Raw genomic sequence first — 14,344 nt, 5'->3', positions numbered from 1 at the left:
TTTGATGATCGCCTCCCTGTACCTAGGGGCCCGCAGTCTGTCGATGGGGGAGGTGACCAGCATCCTCCTGCACGGGCCGCACCACGCGCCACATTCCACCGCCGGGGCAGAGCAGGCAGGGATTATTTGGGACCTGCGCGTGCCCCGCACTCTCTTGGCTGTGTTCGCGGGCGCAGCCCTCGCCATGGCGGGAGCGATCGCGCAGAGCTGGACACGCAACCCCTTGGCGGACCCCGGCATCATTGGTGTCAACGCCGGCGCGGGATTCGCGGTCGCCGTCTCACTCACCGTGGGGTGGGCGACGACGGTCGGGCACCGGGCAGTGGCAGGGCTTATCGGTGCGGCCATTGCCGCGCTGGTCGTCCTGCTTATCTCCCGGGTCTCCCGCGACCCATTGACGCTGGTGCTAGTAGGCGTCGGCGTCACCTTCACCCTGCAAGCAGCCACGAATATGCTGAGCCTCTATTCCTCCGACACCCTGGAGGGGCTGCGCCGCTGGACCGTCGGCTCTACCGCAGGGCGCGGTATGGATGACGTGCTGATGGCTGCTGTCGGCCTAGCCCTCGGGGCGCTGTGCGCGGCGTTAGCGGCACGGCCACTGGACCTTCTGGCCATGGGTGAGGATGCGGCTCGTTCCCTGGGTGGCTCGCCCGCCCGAGCACGTCTGCTCGCCGCCGCTGCGGTGGTTATTCTTGCCGGTTCGGCGACCGCCACCGTGGGGCTTGTTACTTTTGTGGGCTTTGCCGTACCGCATTTGCTGCGGCCTGTCACCGGCCCTGGGCTTACGCGCTTGCTGGTGCCCACCGCGGTGGTTGGCGGCGCTGCCACGTTGTTGGCAGACATTGTTGGTCGTTTCGTGCTGCAGCCGAATGAACTCGAGATGTCGATTGTTCTGGCTATCGGCTGTGCGCCCATTATGGTCGCGGCGGTTCGTCGTCGGCGAGGCATTTCGGGCTCGAAAGACGCGGAGGTGGCAGTGTGAGCGGGATGACGGCATTGCACGCAGTCAAGCGCGCTCGCACCAGGCGTATCTTCCTGGCGACATTAGGCTTCGCCGCCGCCACGGTGCTCGGTTATTTCCTCATTCTTGGGCAGGGGGCTGTGAAGCTCAGCCCGGCTGAGGTGCTTGATGTTCTCACCGGTGGCGGTACGCGCCAGGCGATCAACGTTGTGTGGGATCTGCGCCTTCCCGTGGCCATCGCCACCGTCGTGGTTGGCGCGGCCCTGGGGCTCGCCGGATCATGGACTCAAGCCATGGCCCGCAATCCGCTAGCCAGCCCCGATATCCTCGGCGTTTCCGGGGGCGCAGCAGTGCTTGTCGTTGCGGGCACAGTGCTTGCCCGACCGGCATGGAGCGAGGGTATCCCGACGTTTTGGTGGCGTGCGGGTCTCGCGCTCATCGGCTCCCTGGTGATTGTCGCGTTGCTTATGCTGCTCGGTGGCTTTGGTACCTCTCAGCGCGTGGTGCTCATTGGCCTGGCGCTTTCTTTTCTTACGCAGGCCTTGGTGCAGTATCTTTTGCTCAAAGCAGAGCTGACCCGTGCTGCCGATGCTCAAACGTGGCTTGCTGGTTCCACCGGCTTCGTACGCACCGAAGCGTTGTTGCCCATGGTGTTGGGCATGCTGCCTTTTGTGGTCTTGGGTCTCGTCGTCGCGGTCGATCTTCCACTTTTTGCTCATGACGACGCCACCGCTTCCACCCTTGGCGTGAATGTCACCGGGGTGCGCTCGATCTTGCTTATCGCAGCGACCGGCATCGTTGCGGTCGTGGTTTCCTTTGTTGGGCCCATCGGTTTTATCGCGTTGCTGGCTCCTCAGTTGGCCAAGTTGGTGGCCGGTACCCCTACGCCTCATCCGTTGTGTTCGGCTGTTGCGGGATCCGCGCTCATGGCCGTGTGCGCGGTGGTGGCAGGTGCGTTGCCCTTTACTGCTCCTGTGGGGTTGGTGACCGCGATTATCGGCGGACCTGCGCTGATTTGGCTGGTGTGGTCGGCCGCGCGTGGCGGAACTGTGAAAGGAATGACCCAATGAGTATGCGAGTCGAGCACGTGACGGTCGGCTACAGCGAGGACCGGAGCATCGTTAAGGATGTCTCTTTTGAAGCGCAGCCGGGGCAGGTTACGACGCTGCTTGGCCCCAATGGCTGTGGCAAGTCCACCCTGCTCAAGGCCCTGTCCAGGCTTCTCGTTCCCAGCCAGGGGCGGGTGCTCGTCGCGGATAAGGACGTCCACAGCTTGGCCGCCCGCGAGGCAGCTCGTCTCATCGCGCTCTTGCCACAACATCCGATCTGCCCGCCGGGGCTGACGGTAGGGGAGCTGGTGGAGCGTGGGAGGCACCCCTACCGGCGCGCGCTGTGGGGTGGGAGCGAATCGCCCTCCGAGGACCGGAAGAAGGTGCGGGAGGCGTTGGAGAAAACAGCGACTGACCACCTTGCCGCTCGTGATGTGGCGGCGCTCTCTGGTGGCCAGAGGCAGCGCGTCTGGATGGCGATGGTGCTGGCGCAGGATACGCCGGTCGTGTTGCTGGATGAGCCGACAACTTACCTAGACCCAGCGCATGCGATGGAGATCCTGGGGATCGTGCGCGAGCTCGCTCGGGAGGGCAAGACAGTCGTGACGGTGCTGCATGACCTCAGCCTGGCTGGTGCCTTCAGCGACACCATGATCGTGATGAAGGGCGGGAAAAAGATCGCGCAGGGCGCACCGCGGGAAGCGCTAACGGAGGATGTGCTCCACGAGGCTTATGGCCTGCGCGCTGAGGTGTGGGAGGACCCCCGTGGCACAGCGCCGATCATCGTGCCACGAGGAGTCGTCGACAACCCCACCCAGGCCTCCTAGCGCCACACCGCAGAGGGCGGTGGCTAGGTGCTCGGGGTTGGCGTCATCTGACCCGAGCTAAGGGCGAGCCCTGCCGATGAACCAGTACGGGCACCATTGCACGGAGTCGCTCTTAAGACCCCACGAGTCAATGACGTGGCGCCGTACCTCTTTGCAGAGATCTCCTTCGCCCGCGACCCAGACATATGACGCGCGGGTGGCGGGGTGCTTGGCTTCGTCGAGTTGGCGAAGGTGCGACAGGGTGGCGCCGCTGAACTCTGTCGTAGGGCGGAGAATAACTTTTAAGCTGCCTACCTTGTCCTGCCAGTGTTCACGTAGCAGCGGTTCCAGGTCGTGCTGGCTTTCGGCAAGCACAATCACGTGCATCTCGGGTAGCTGTTCGGGCGCGAAGGTCTGCGTGTACTCCAGGATGGCGCGGAGGGAAGGCGCTGCAGAGGGGTCGGCAATCAAGGTCTGGGAAGTCTGCTGACGATGCCACAGACCCTGGCATGTCCACAGAGCGACGTCATCGCCGACGTGGGCGTTCAACGCCCAAGAAAGCCCGGGGCCGATGTGCTCGTCATCAGGGCTGTTTATGCCGTGCGTAACCACATCGAAAGTGAGGATTCCGCGTTCGGAATCAAGTGTTCGGACCGTATACCAACGCAGACTCGGGCGCCGCCCCTCCGGCATAGCCGCCACGCTGGCGCGGATGTTAATGCCACCATCGTGATCTGGAAGGTGCAGCTGCGCGCCGGGGGTCGGGGGCATGAGGAGGCCAAAGAACTCATCAGGACCAGAGAGTTGGCAACCCATTAGTTCGGGTGACTGGACGGCGATCCGACGCAAATTCTTTGCCGGAGCACTGATGCTGCAGACCTCAGCGCGGATGATGCGATGACCGCGCTCGCTTGGGGGATCGAGCAGCTGGTGATCAACGTATGAAGCGGGTCGGGTAGCGCTGATCGCGAGGGGATCCATGGTGTTCTGGCTCTTCGACATAATGCTGGTAAGCCTACCCTTAGTGTTGATTGCGCGGGGTCGGATGGTCAGGGGGAGGATCGTGCGCCGGGGCTGGAGCGCACACAACCCCCGCCTGGTTCTTAGGGAACCGAGCGGGGGCTGTTCTGCGAGTGGCTGAAACCAGAGGTAGCTGAAGGGCTATTTCAGTGCGCCGATCCAGCTCATTTTCTTGCCGTTATGCAGGATCGCATTGCGGTAGATTCGCGCCACCAGTGCCAGCACAGCGATGACCACGATTACGCAGAGCCCATAGGCCGCGAGCACCGCAGCCAGGCTCATGTGCCCGGCTACATACTGCAGCGGGGCGACGGCCAGGCTGAACGGCGGAAGCCAGCCGAGCACCTGCATGATGGTGCTGTCGAGCGCGTTGAAGCCGAACGCGGGGGCGTAGATCATGCCGAAGACGAACAGCAGGATCGGCATCTGCGTGGACTGTAGGTCTTCGGTGCGGCTAACCATCGACCCCGCGGCGGCGTAGAGACTGCCGAAGAAGAGCATGCCCAGGATGAAGGAGACCAGGATCATCGGCAGCACCGACATGTCGAACTCGAAGCCATCGGCCAGCCCGGAGATCGACAGTGCCGCCACGCTGGCGAGGACGATCACAGCTGTGGCTACCAGGCCCACGATCGTGTTTCCGATGAGCTTGCCCGCGAGGAAGTCCAGCGGCCGCACGCTCGCCAGGATGATCTCCACGACGCGGGAGGACTTCTCCTCGGTGATGCGCCCGCCGATATTTCCGGCGAAGAGCATGATGAAGAAGGTCATCAGCATCATCCCCAGCATGACGGTGACGATGGCGCCCATCTGCTCTTCGATAGGATCCTCGCTGATATCCGTGGTTGTCACGTCCGCAGCACCCATCGCCTCGCCGAATTCCTGCGGGTTGATGCCGAGTTTGTCCAGGGCCTCATTCTGGGTCAGCGTGCCCGTCACGGCCGCGACGGTGGCCTGGACGCTGCTCTTGGGCTGCCCGTCGCTGAGCAGCTCATAGCCCTCGTCGGTCTTGATCAGGGCTGCGTCGATGTCTTCCTTTACCGCGGCTTCCGCGGCATCGCGGCCGGTGGCGTCGGCGACGGAGAGCTTCTCGACATTCTCGCCCAGGGCGTCCTGGACCTGCCGGAACTCTTCGGCGGAAATTCCCACCACCGCGAGCGTCGGGGCGTCGTCCTCCCGGTTGTTGAAGTAGCTGGCTACTCCGATACCTCCGATCGCGAGGATGAGCGTGATGATCAGGGAGAAGATGATTCCCTTGTTCCGCACCGCGACGGCGATCTCGCGGGTGGCGACGGTGCGGATCGTGTTGGAACTGGTGTAACTCATGCGGTACCTCCCGCGCGGTTCGTGCTTTCTTCCGTGGCCTGCTGCTTCGCTCCCTGGATGACCTCCTGGAATAGGTCAGTCAGGTCGGGGATGCGGCGCTGGAAGTTGTGCACCGGCCCGGCCGCGAGCGCATCGCGCAGCAGCTCCTGGTCGCGGTCCTGGCGATCGACCTCCAGCAGGACGGTGCCGTCGTCCTCGCCCACGACGGTGGCGAACTCCGGGTACCAGTCGCGCGCCGGGGTGCCGACCTCGAAGACGACCGGGCCGCGCTCACGCAGTTCCTGAACCCCACCCTCGGCCTGCATTTGGCCGGCAGTGATGATCCCCACACGGTCGCAGAGCCGCTGGACCAGGTCCAGCTGGTGGGAGCTGAAGAGCACGGGCACGCCGCGCTGGGCGCGCTCGACGAGCATGTCGGACATGACCTGCACGGCGACGGGATCCAGCCCAGAGAAGGGCTCGTCCAGGATGAGGACATCCGGGTCGTGGATGAGGGAAGCCGCCAGCTGGACGCGCTGCTGATTGCCTAACGAGAGCTCCTCGAGCTTGTCCTGGGCGCGTTCCCCGAGATCCAGGCGTTCCAGCAGGTCTTGTGCGGCGGTGGCTGCAGCGGACTTATCCATGCCGTGGAGGCGACCGAAAAAACTCAGCTGGTCTGCGATTTTTTCCTTGTTATAGAGCCCGCGTTCCTCCGGCATGTAGCCGATCCGGCGGCGCAGGTCATCGTTCATCGGGGTGCTGCCAAGGCGGACCTCGCCTGAGTCAGCAGCCAGGACTCCCAATGCGATGCGCATCGTCGTGGATTTTCCCGCGCCGTTGGAGCCAACGAAGCCGTAGATCTCGCCAGGTTGGACGGAGAAGCTCATGTCCTTCAGCACGTGGTGGTCGCCCTAGGACTTGTTTAATTTCTCGATGTGGAGGGCCGTTCCTGTCATGCGGTCCTTTGCCTGAAATCGGTCGCGGTCGGTGCTTTCTGAGGGCAGAAACGCGCGAATGTCTGCGACGTTTCTGTGTGCTAAGGATTGTACCGATCAGCTCTGGATGCAGCGGGGTGTGATGGAAAAAGGTAAACAGGGGGGCATGCCAACTATTACTCAGAACCTGGACAATAATTCCGACATCCCGCTGCTGACTATGAACGATGGGCGGCAGATCCCGCAGCTCGGTTTTGGTACCTTCCAGCTGTCCGGCGAGACCTGCTACAACGCCGTGCGGGCCGCGATCACCGCGGGCTACCGCCACATCGACACTGCCGCTGTCTACGGCAACGAGGAAGAGGTCGGTCGCGCCATCCAGGACGCCATCGATGCCGGCGAGGTGACCCGCGATCAGCTCTTCGTCACCACGAAGCTGTGGAACGATAGCCACGACCGTGTCGCCGGTGCCCTGGACGCATCCCTGGAGCGCCTCGGCCTGGATTATGTGGATCTTTACCTGATTCACTGGCTGGTCGAGAAGATCGGCATGTTCGCCACCGCCTACCGGGACATGGTGACCCTGCGGGAGCAGGGCAAGACCGCCAGCGTCGGCGTGTGCAATAGCTACCCAGAGGTCCTGGACAAGATGATCGAGGCCAGTGGCGATACCCCAGCTGTGAACCAGATCGAGGTGCACCCCGGTTTTAACCAGGATGAGCTGCGTGCTGAGAACGCCAAGCGCGGCATCTTGACCGAGTCCTGGTCCCCGCTGAAGCAGGGGCAGAACCTGGATAACCCGGCCTTCCAAGCCATCGCGGACGCCCACGGGGTGACCGTCGCGCAGGTCATCATCCGCTGGCATATTCAGCGCGGCGATGTGGTGATCCCGCGCAGCTCCAAGCCGGAGCGCATCCGCAGCAACGCGGACGTGTTCGGCTTCCAGCTCACTGAGGACCAGATGCAGCGCATCACCGCGATCGAGGAGGGTGAGGCAGGCCGCCGTGGCCCGAATCCGCACACCTTCTACGAGGGCACTTCGCTGCAGAAGCAGTAGTTCTCCCGCGATCGGCCGAAACCGTCTAGCCGGTGGGCGTGAGCTTATGGGTGGGGCGTGGGCGCGCAATATTTTTCTCGGCGGGGCACACCTCAGCGCCGGGCGCCGAAGTTTCAGGGGCGCTAACCCGGTGCGAGCTCTAGGGCACGCGCGCGATGACCTCGGTATTCGGGATGAAGAACGCCGCGCCACCGGTGCCAGCCCATTGGGACCAGCCTTCCGTGATCTGGGTCAACGCCTCGCGGGTGACCGTGCCGAGCTGGTCGGGCACGAGTTCGCCGTCATCCGTCACCGCGGTATCGGGGAAGTCCTCACCCAGTGCGGCGGCAGTGGTGCGGGCGTAGCGGGGTGACATGCTGCGCCGTGTCCACTTCTCGGCCAGCGCTTCGCGCTCGGCCTCGCTGGCGTAGGCGGTCAGGCTGCCGGACACGCTGAGGTCGGTGAGCCCAGCGGAGTAGAAGGTATGCGGCAGCTGGCGCCCCATCGCGGGGTTGCCGTCGTGGGTTGCCAGCCCGACGGAGAAGGTCGCGCGCCAGCGGGATAGCCCCGGGTTGGGTGGGAACCACGTCATCGCGCCGAAGTCGGCGTCCCGGACGGCGATGATGCCGCCGGGCTTCGTGACGCGACGGAACTCCTGGAGTACGACCTGCGGGTCTGCGACGTGGTGGAGGACCTGGTGGCAGAAGACGACGTCGAAGGTGGCGTCCGCGAAGGGGAGCTGGTGGATATCCGCCTGCTGGAACGGGACGTCCAGCGACTTTTCCGCAGCGAGCTCAGTGGCCTCCGCGATCGCGTCAGCGGACTGGTCGACCCCGGTGACCTGGGCGGGTGCGCCGCCGAGTTGGGTGATGTGTTCGGCAAGGTTCATTGTGAGGGAGCCCTGCCCGCAGCCCGCGTCGAGCAGGCGGGTGTTCGCGCTCAGGTGGGGTAGCAGGAATTCGGGGACGTCGAGCGGCGCGGGGAAGGCGTGTGGGTGCGGCACGGTTTGTGCTGGAGGGGTTGGATTCTGGGCTTCGGGATTCATGGCTTCATGCTAGGTGAGCGGACTTCCCACCGCACTTAGGTGATATGTCACGTACGTTTGGGTTAAGGTTAAGGGTATGCAATTCGGAATCTTCACCATCGGCGATGTCACCCCCAACCCTGTCACGGGGGACGTGCCCAGCGAGCACGAGCGCATCAAGAACACCGTCGAGATCGCGAAGAAGGCAGAGGCCGAGGGGCTGGACGTCTTCGCCACGGGGCAGCACCACAATCCACCGTTCGTCGCGCCCGCGAACCCACCCGTGCTGATGGCCAACCTCGCCGCGCAGACCGAGACCCTCCAGCTCTCCACCGCGACCACGCTGATCACTACCACCGACCCGGTGCGGATCGCGGAGGATTACGCCTACGTCCAGCACCTCGCGGAGGGACGTGTGGACCTCATGCTCGGCCGCGGCAACACCGGCCCCGTCTATCCGTGGTTCGGCAAGGACATCCGCAAGTCGATTCCCCTTTCCGTAGAAAATTACCACCTGCTGCGTCGCCTGTGGCGCGAAGAGGACCTGACGTGGAAGGGCGAATTCCGCACCCCACTGCAACAGTTCACGTCCACCCCACGTCCTTTGGACGACGTCCCGCCCTTCGTGTGGCACGGTTCCATTCGCTCCCCGGAGGTCGCCGAGCAGGCCGCGTACTACGGGGACGGGTTCTTCCATAACCACATCTTCTGGAACATCGAGCACACCCAGCAGCTGGTGCGCCTGTACCGCCAGCGCTTCGAGCACTACGGGCACGGTGCGGCCGACCAGGCGATCGTCGGGCTGGGTGGGCAGATCTTCGCTGCCGATACCGAAAAGGAAGCAAAGGCCACCTTCCGGCCGTTCTTCGACAACGCCCCGGTCTATGGGCACGGCCCGTCGCTGGAGGAATTCGAGCGCATCACCCCGCTGACGGTCGGCACCCCGGAGCAGATCATCGAGCGTTACCTGGGTTACGCTGACGCCGTAGGCGACTACCAGCGCCAGCTCTTCCTGATCGACCACGCCGGCCTGCCGCAGGAGATGGTGCTCGAGCAGATTGAGATCCTCGGTAGGGAGATCGTGCCGGTCCTGCGGGAGGAGTTCGAGCGCCGCCGCCCGGCGCACGTACCCTCCGACCCGCCGACCCACGCCACGCTGGTGGCGGAGGGGCCGGACTCCCCGCACCGGCAGGTGCAGCCGGCCCAGGTTCAGTAGCTGGGTAGGTGCAGTAGCTGCTTAGGGGCGTGCAGGCCTAGTATCGCTCCTGGTAGTTCACCGCTGGAAGTGCAAGGAAAGGATGGAGCAGAAGAGTTCATGAACTCCCTCATCGTTCTCAACGGAGGTTTGGGCAGCCCATCGACGACCCGCAAGCTCGCCGAACGCATCGCCGGTGCGGTGGAATCCCAGGTTGGCCGCCGCGGAGAGTCCGTGGCCGTGGAGTACATCGACATCCGCGAATACGCCGCCGATCTGGCCACGATGATGACCACCGGGATCGCCTCGGAGAAGCTCAAGGCGGCTCAGGATAAGATCACCGCGGCCGACGCGATGGTCGCCGCGAGCCCGGTCTTTGCCGCCAGCTACTCGGGTCTGTTCAAGATGTTCATGGACGCCCTGGATCCGAACGCGATCACCGGCATGCCCGTGATCATCGCCGCCACCGCCGGGACACCCCGGCACTCCCTGATGCTGGAATACGCGATGCGCCCGCTGCTGAGCTACCTACGCGCGGATGTGATGAGCACCGCGGTCTTCGCGGCCACGGATGATTTCGGCGGCGAGGAAGGGCTGGACCGGCGCATCGAGCGCGCCGCCAGCCAGCTCGCCGACGAGATCGCGCGGGTCTCCGGCGCCGTCGAGGGGCTGGGGCCTTCTTCGCAGGTCAAGCGCAGCTCCGGCAACGACGTTGCTGCGGACGTGCCGGATTTTCTGAATCTGCTCTCTGGGCACGACGGCAACTAGCCTCTCGGGGGAAGATTGCCGTCCATGATGACCTTCTTCTTCGCGTGATCCCAAATAAAGTTCACGTGTGCCCGGCCGGAAGGTTGATCCTTCGGGTCGCCGGGCTTGGCGTAGTAGTACGTCACGGAGACCGTCTGCGTGTTGAGTAGCTTCATGTCGGGGGCGAAGCTGCGGGGCTCAGGCGTGGCGGTGCCTAGGTACTGGTCCTTGTGGAAGAGCATGATGTGGTGCGGACTGGTAGCTGTTGCCATATCAATCGTGAGGACGATAGGCGAGAGAGCAGCGCAAGGGTCGTAGAGATCCGTGCCGGCATGAGAGGTGTTCCACGTCCAGTCAGTGCCCTTTGGGGAGGCGAGCTTGCCTACATTTTGTCGCAGCGCCTCCTCTGCGGGGAGATCTCCGCACTGCTTCTCCGGATTCTTGCCTGGCTTGCTCTCCTGCGCCTCGGACTTCCTCGTCGGCTCAGGATTCGGCTGGTCCTTCGCCTCCGAGGACTTCGATTCCTTCACCGTCTGGGTGACGGTGGCCGGCGGGCTACTCCCGGCAGATTCGGTGGTGCCATCATCGCTGCACGCGCTCAGCGTTCCCACCAAGGTGCAGGAGAGGGCGATGGATAGTGCAACTTTTTGGTACCTCATAGTTTCGACGCTACGCCCCTAAAAATGCTTTGTCAGCAAACGTTTATGCGTTTAGAAGGGTGTATTTTTTGTCGAATAGCAACGAGAATAGAGGCACTGTCAGTCCTCGCTAGAGGACTCAATACGTCAGAAAGTCGCCTCATGACTCGTTCAGTGAAACCTGTGTCCGCTCCGGCTACTGTCCCAGTGGAATCGGGTTCTCGTCGCGCCTACCTGCTGGCGACAATTGTTTTCCAGGTTCTCGTCGGCCTGTGCTCTGCGGTCGCATTTACTCTTGCCGAGTCGGTGTCCTGGCCCCTGGTTTGGGCTGCGACTGTTCTCGCCGCCTTTCTCCTGTTTCTGGCTCTGTGGAGGTCGGGGGTTCTGGTCCTCAACGCGCTAAACGGGGTCGGGGCCGCGTGTTTTCTCGTCGCATGGGGCTCAGCGCTCTACTACGAGTACAGGCCCTCGCAAGGAGACGGAGTGGTGATCAATCCCCTGCCGGTGATCCTGCTCCCGGTGGGAGCGCTCATCGGCGTCGTCGCGATCGGCGTTGCCGTGACATACCTGAGAAGGGGCGCCCGGACTCTCTCCGCAAAAGCCTGATCGGTGGCGGGTGTGGTGTCGTGTTTTCTGCAACCTGAGCGGGGTCAATAGGCACGGCGGACCAGGTGGCAACCGTTCTGGAAACCGCACGTGCTGAGGGGCTGACCAGCCAGGTGCGCCTGTTCGTTCCGGAGGATACTGACCATGCGTGGCAGGCCAGCGAGCGCTAGGTTTGCGAGCAAGCGTTAGGCTCTGGCTTGTGCTTCCTCTTGCTCAATCTCAGCATTGAATTCGCGCTTCGAGGACTGCCACTGGTCCTCGGTCATGCCGATCCGCCAGTAACCAGAAATCGAAACGTCGGCGCGGGGGATCTCCGAGTCGACGAAGAGGAAGCGGCGCATTTCCTTAATCATCTCGGCGACACCGTGGATAAACCAGCTGGTCTTCTTACCCGTTGGCACACCGGCCGAGCGCACCACGCGAGAAAGCTCCGTGCCGTGGGTTGCCCCATCGCGGATAACCCAGTTGACGTCCACGCCCTCGCGGGTGGGGAGTTCAAACTTCCGGTCCTCTGCCTCGATCTCGATGAAGGCGGTCGCCGTGGCGCCCTCGGGGAGGTGCTTCAGACCCGCGCCGATGGCTGGTGCAGCGGACTCATCGCCGACGAAGATAAAGTGCTCATATTCTTCGCCGGGGCCCCACGCTCCACCCGGGCCGAAGAAGCCGATCTTCGCCCCAATTTCGGCCGCGCGCGCCCAGGGCGCAGCCAGTCCGGAATCGCCGTGGGTGACAAAATCGACGTCGAAATCCCCGGTTTCTGGGTCCAGATTAATCAGGGTGTAGGTGCGGGTAATGGGTTGTTTATCCCTGGGCTGCTCCTCGCGAATCTTTTCGACATCGAATGGCCACGAGTAATCAGCGCCGTCTGGCGCGAAGAGCAACTTGAGGTAGTGATCAGTAAACTCCAGCTCCTTGCCCACAAATGCAGGAGAGTTCAAGCTCAAACGAACGAGATCCGGAGAGAGCTGGCGGCGGTCAGTCACGGTTGCTTCGTTGGCCTTACGAGGTTTGCGCTTCGGTGCTGCGCTTCGAGCCTGGTCAGCCATGATCATCACTGTCCTTCAAACACTGGGGTGCTGTGGGAGAGACGCCCGCACCCACGCCCTATTCTTAGGTAAGGCTAACACAATTAACGGTGGTGGGTTGGTGGGGCTCGTGATGACCAGCGGGGTTAAAAAACAAAAAGCGCCCCAGAGAGGAATCGAACCTCCGACACCGGCTTTAGGAGAGCCGTGCTCTATCCACTGAGCTACTGGGGCTGTGCGACCGCACCCTGCGGGCACGACCACTCATGATACAAGGTACCCCCGCAGCTTCTGGAACTAGCCAGATGCGGCGGGGGTGTTGCTCAGCCGCCGTTGACCAGGCGGCTGGGTTCATCCAAGAAGAGGAGCCTAGGGGGGTGGCTTAGTGGTCGACCGGAGCCTCCACGCCAACACCGGTGAGGGAGCGAACCTCCATCTCGGACTGCAGCTTCGGGTCCTCGTCGCCCTTGCCGATGTAGGTGCCCACGATACCGGCGATGAAGCCAGCTGGGATGGAAACCAGACCCGGGTTGGTCAGCGGGAACCAAGCGAAGTCCACGTTCGGGAACATCGCGGTCTCCGCGCCGGAGACGGCCGGGGAGAAGAAGATCAGGACCAGGGCCACGCCCAGGCCGACCCACAGGGAGGCCACGGCGCCGGTGGTGTTGAACTTCTTCCAGTACAGGGAGTACAGGATCGTCGGCAGGTTAGCGGACGCAGCGATGCAGAACGCCAGGGAGACCAGGAAGGCCACGTTCTGGTCCATCGCCAGGATGCCCAGCGCGATGGAGACCAGCGAGATCACGACCACGGTGATTCGGGAGACGCGGACCTGCTCCTCCTCGGTTGCCTGGCCGTTGCGCAGCACGCCGTTGTAGAAGTCGTGAGCCACAGAAGCGGAAGCGGTAATCGCCAGACCAGCGACCACGGCCAGCACCGTCGCGAAGGCAACCGCGGAAATCAGGGCCATGAAGATCGGGCCTGCCAGCTCCATCGCTAGCAACGGTGCCGCGGCGTTCGCGCCACCCGGTGCGTTCTTGATGTCCTCCGGGGAGATCAGAGCGGCAGCTGCGAAGCCCAGGAACAGGGTCAGCAGGTAGAAGGAGCCGATCAGGACGATCGCCCAGGTCACGGACTTACGTGCTTCCTTCGCGGTCGGAACCGTGTAGAAGCGCATCAGGACGTGCGGCAGGCCAGCGGCACCAAGCGCCAGGGCTACGCCCAGGGAGATGAAGTCGAACTTCGTTGCGGTCGTGGCTCCGTACTTCTGGCCAGGCTGCAGGATCGCCGGGTCACCGTGGGAGTTCACAGCGTCAGCGAAGAGCTGGGAGAGGTTGCCCTTCCACATCACGGCGATGATCAGGAACATGAAAGCAACACCGGCGATCAGCAGGACCGCCTTGATCATCTGCACGTAGGTGGTGCCCTTCATGCCACCGATGAGGACGTAGGCCATCATCACCAGGCCGACGATCACGACGACGACACCCTGGGCGGTCTTGGAGTGCAGATCCAGCAGCACGGAGACCAGGGAGCCAGCACCGGCCATCTGGGCGATCAGGTAGAACAGCGAGGTGAACAGGGTCGCGAAAGCTGCGGCCACGCGCACCGGTCGCTGTTTCAGGCGGAAGGAGAGCACGTCCGCCATGGTGAACTTACCGGTGTTACGCAGCGGCTCGGCGACCAGCAGCAGGGCGATGAGCCACGCGACGAAGAAGCCGATGGAGTACAGGAAGCCGTCGTAACCCGTAAGCGCAATTGCGCCGACGATGCCCAGGAAGGACGCCGCCGAGAGGTAGTCGCCGGCGATGGCCAGGCCATTCTGGGTACCGGTGAAGGAAGCACCACCCGTGTAAAAGTCCGTCGCGGACTTCTGCGGCTTGGCGGCAGCCTTCGTCACGATGTACATCGTCACCACGATGAAGGCGATGAATACGCTGATGTTCAGGATCGGGTTTGTCTCCTGCGAGGCAGCAAGAATGAGATCCATAGTGAGA

At 63.3% G+C, this 14,344-nt stretch carries 13 protein-coding genes and 1 tRNA gene; 6 read left to right on the top strand and 8 right to left on the bottom strand.

What is annotated here, in order from left to right:
- Positions 1-4: 4 nt before the first annotated feature.
- Genes HMPREF3088_RS03290 through HMPREF3088_RS03280 form a run of 3 tightly spaced genes read left to right on the top strand, consistent with a single transcriptional unit; the run spans position 5 to position 2,837 of the window.
- The gene (locus tag HMPREF3088_RS03290) at positions 5-982 is read left to right on the top strand and encodes a FecCD family ABC transporter permease (protein WP_246818022.1); all 978 of its coding nucleotides are present in this window, start codon (positions 5-7) and stop codon (positions 980-982) included.
- A gap of 5 nt (positions 983-987) precedes the next feature.
- On the top strand, positions 988-2,031 hold the full coding sequence (locus HMPREF3088_RS03285) for a FecCD family ABC transporter permease (RefSeq protein WP_070758460.1): 1,044 nt from the start codon (positions 988-990) through the stop codon (positions 2,029-2,031).
- Positions 2,028-2,837, top strand: coding sequence for an ABC transporter ATP-binding protein (locus tag HMPREF3088_RS03280; protein WP_070758436.1), 810 nt, complete (start codon positions 2,028-2,030; stop codon positions 2,835-2,837). Before HMPREF3088_RS03285 ends, HMPREF3088_RS03280 begins: the two co-directional genes overlap by 4 nt.
- A gap of 57 nt (positions 2,838-2,894) precedes the next feature.
- Here HMPREF3088_RS03280 and HMPREF3088_RS03275 read toward each other — a convergent pair whose 3' ends face one another.
- The 3 genes from HMPREF3088_RS03275 to HMPREF3088_RS03265 form a co-directional block, all read right to left on the bottom strand.
- Positions 2,895-3,818: a siderophore-interacting protein gene (locus tag HMPREF3088_RS03275; RefSeq protein WP_070758435.1), complete on the bottom strand. Its 924-nt coding sequence runs from the start codon at positions 3,816-3,818 to the stop codon at positions 2,895-2,897.
- Positions 3,819-3,977: 159 nt separating this feature from the next.
- Positions 3,978-5,162, bottom strand: coding sequence for an ABC transporter permease (locus tag HMPREF3088_RS03270; RefSeq protein WP_070758434.1), 1,185 nt, complete (start codon positions 5,160-5,162; stop codon positions 3,978-3,980).
- The gene (locus HMPREF3088_RS03265) at positions 5,159-6,028 is read right to left on the bottom strand and encodes an ABC transporter ATP-binding protein (protein ID WP_246818021.1); all 870 of its coding nucleotides are present in this window, start codon (positions 6,026-6,028) and stop codon (positions 5,159-5,161) included. Before HMPREF3088_RS03265 ends, HMPREF3088_RS03270 begins: the two co-directional genes overlap by 4 nt.
- A gap of 214 nt (positions 6,029-6,242) precedes the next feature.
- Between HMPREF3088_RS03265 and HMPREF3088_RS03260 the strand changes: the two genes are divergently transcribed.
- Positions 6,243-7,133 carry an aldo/keto reductase gene (locus HMPREF3088_RS03260; RefSeq protein WP_070758459.1) on the top strand — a complete coding sequence of 297 codons (891 nt, stop codon included), beginning with the start codon at positions 6,243-6,245 and terminating at the stop codon, positions 7,131-7,133.
- A 139-nt stretch (positions 7,134-7,272) separates the two neighbouring features.
- Here the strand turns inward: HMPREF3088_RS03260 and HMPREF3088_RS03255 are convergent, their stop codons facing one another.
- Positions 7,273-8,157 (bottom strand): class I SAM-dependent methyltransferase, encoded by an 885-nt coding sequence (locus tag HMPREF3088_RS03255; protein WP_070758433.1) that lies wholly within the window; start codon positions 8,155-8,157, stop codon positions 7,273-7,275.
- A 76-nt stretch (positions 8,158-8,233) separates the two neighbouring features.
- On the opposite strand from HMPREF3088_RS03255, the gene HMPREF3088_RS03250 reads away from it, so the two are divergent.
- Together HMPREF3088_RS03250 and HMPREF3088_RS03245 are read left to right on the top strand one after the other, a co-directional pair.
- On the top strand, positions 8,234-9,352 hold the full coding sequence (locus HMPREF3088_RS03250) for a CE1758 family FMN-dependent luciferase-like monooxygenase (RefSeq protein WP_070758432.1): 1,119 nt from the start codon (positions 8,234-8,236) through the stop codon (positions 9,350-9,352).
- A 99-nt stretch (positions 9,353-9,451) separates the two neighbouring features.
- A complete protein-coding gene (locus HMPREF3088_RS03245; protein WP_070758431.1) occupies positions 9,452-10,099 on the top strand; it encodes an FMN reductase in 648 nt (215 codons plus the stop codon).
- Here HMPREF3088_RS03245 and HMPREF3088_RS03240 read toward each other — a convergent pair.
- The 4 genes from HMPREF3088_RS03240 to HMPREF3088_RS03220 form a co-directional block, all read right to left on the bottom strand.
- Positions 10,096-10,737 (bottom strand): LppP/LprE family lipoprotein, encoded by a 642-nt coding sequence (locus HMPREF3088_RS03240; protein WP_246818020.1) that lies wholly within the window; start codon positions 10,735-10,737, stop codon positions 10,096-10,098. The genes HMPREF3088_RS03245 and HMPREF3088_RS03240 overlap by 4 nt on opposite strands.
- A 770-nt stretch (positions 10,738-11,507) precedes the next feature.
- Entirely contained in the window at positions 11,508-12,368 is an 861-nt protein-coding gene (locus HMPREF3088_RS03230; RefSeq protein WP_210401480.1) for a siderophore-interacting protein, read from the bottom strand.
- 140 nt (positions 12,369-12,508) lie between these two features.
- A tRNA-Arg gene (locus tag HMPREF3088_RS03225) sits at positions 12,509-12,581 on the bottom strand.
- 148 nt (positions 12,582-12,729) lie between these two features.
- Positions 12,730-14,337: a solute symporter family protein gene (locus HMPREF3088_RS03220; protein WP_070758428.1), complete on the bottom strand. Its 1,608-nt coding sequence runs from the start codon at positions 14,335-14,337 to the stop codon at positions 12,730-12,732.
- Positions 14,338-14,344 lie beyond the last annotated feature (7 nt).

The organism is Corynebacterium sp. HMSC22B11 (genome assembly GCF_001815965.1).
Lineage (GTDB): Bacteria > Actinomycetota > Actinomycetes > Mycobacteriales > Mycobacteriaceae > Corynebacterium.
This window is presented reverse-complemented; position numbering and strand designations above follow the sequence as displayed.

Excerpts from the sequence above, each read along its gene's own strand:
- HMPREF3088_RS03290 (WP_246818022.1), top strand. The coding sequence starts at position 5 with ATGATCGCCTCCCTGTACCTAGGGGCCCGCAGTCTGTCGATGGGGGAG.
- HMPREF3088_RS03285 (WP_070758460.1), top strand. The coding sequence starts at position 988 with ATGACGGCATTGCACGCAGTCAAGCGCGCTCGCACCAGGCGTATCTTC.
- HMPREF3088_RS03280 (WP_070758436.1), top strand. The coding sequence starts at position 2,028 with ATGAGTATGCGAGTCGAGCACGTGACGGTCGGCTACAGCGAGGACCGG.
- HMPREF3088_RS03275 (WP_070758435.1), bottom strand. The coding sequence starts at position 3,818 with ATGTCGAAGAGCCAGAACACCATGGATCCCCTCGCGATCAGCGCTACC.
- HMPREF3088_RS03270 (WP_070758434.1), bottom strand. The coding sequence starts at position 5,162 with ATGAGTTACACCAGTTCCAACACGATCCGCACCGTCGCCACCCGCGAG.
- HMPREF3088_RS03265 (WP_246818021.1), bottom strand. The coding sequence starts at position 6,028 with ATGAGCTTCTCCGTCCAACCTGGCGAGATCTACGGCTTCGTTGGCTCC.
- HMPREF3088_RS03260 (WP_070758459.1), top strand. The coding sequence starts at position 6,243 with ATGCCAACTATTACTCAGAACCTGGACAATAATTCCGACATCCCGCTG.
- HMPREF3088_RS03255 (WP_070758433.1), bottom strand. The coding sequence starts at position 8,157 with ATGAATCCCGAAGCCCAGAATCCAACCCCTCCAGCACAAACCGTGCCG.
- HMPREF3088_RS03250 (WP_070758432.1), top strand. The coding sequence starts at position 8,234 with ATGCAATTCGGAATCTTCACCATCGGCGATGTCACCCCCAACCCTGTC.
- HMPREF3088_RS03245 (WP_070758431.1), top strand. The coding sequence starts at position 9,452 with ATGAACTCCCTCATCGTTCTCAACGGAGGTTTGGGCAGCCCATCGACG.
- HMPREF3088_RS03240 (WP_246818020.1), bottom strand. The coding sequence starts at position 10,737 with ATGAGGTACCAAAAAGTTGCACTATCCATCGCCCTCTCCTGCACCTTG.
- HMPREF3088_RS03230 (WP_210401480.1), bottom strand. The coding sequence starts at position 12,368 with ATGGCTGACCAGGCTCGAAGCGCAGCACCGAAGCGCAAACCTCGTAAG.
- HMPREF3088_RS03220 (WP_070758428.1), bottom strand. The coding sequence starts at position 14,337 with ATGGATCTCATTCTTGCTGCCTCGCAGGAGACAAACCCGATCCTGAAC.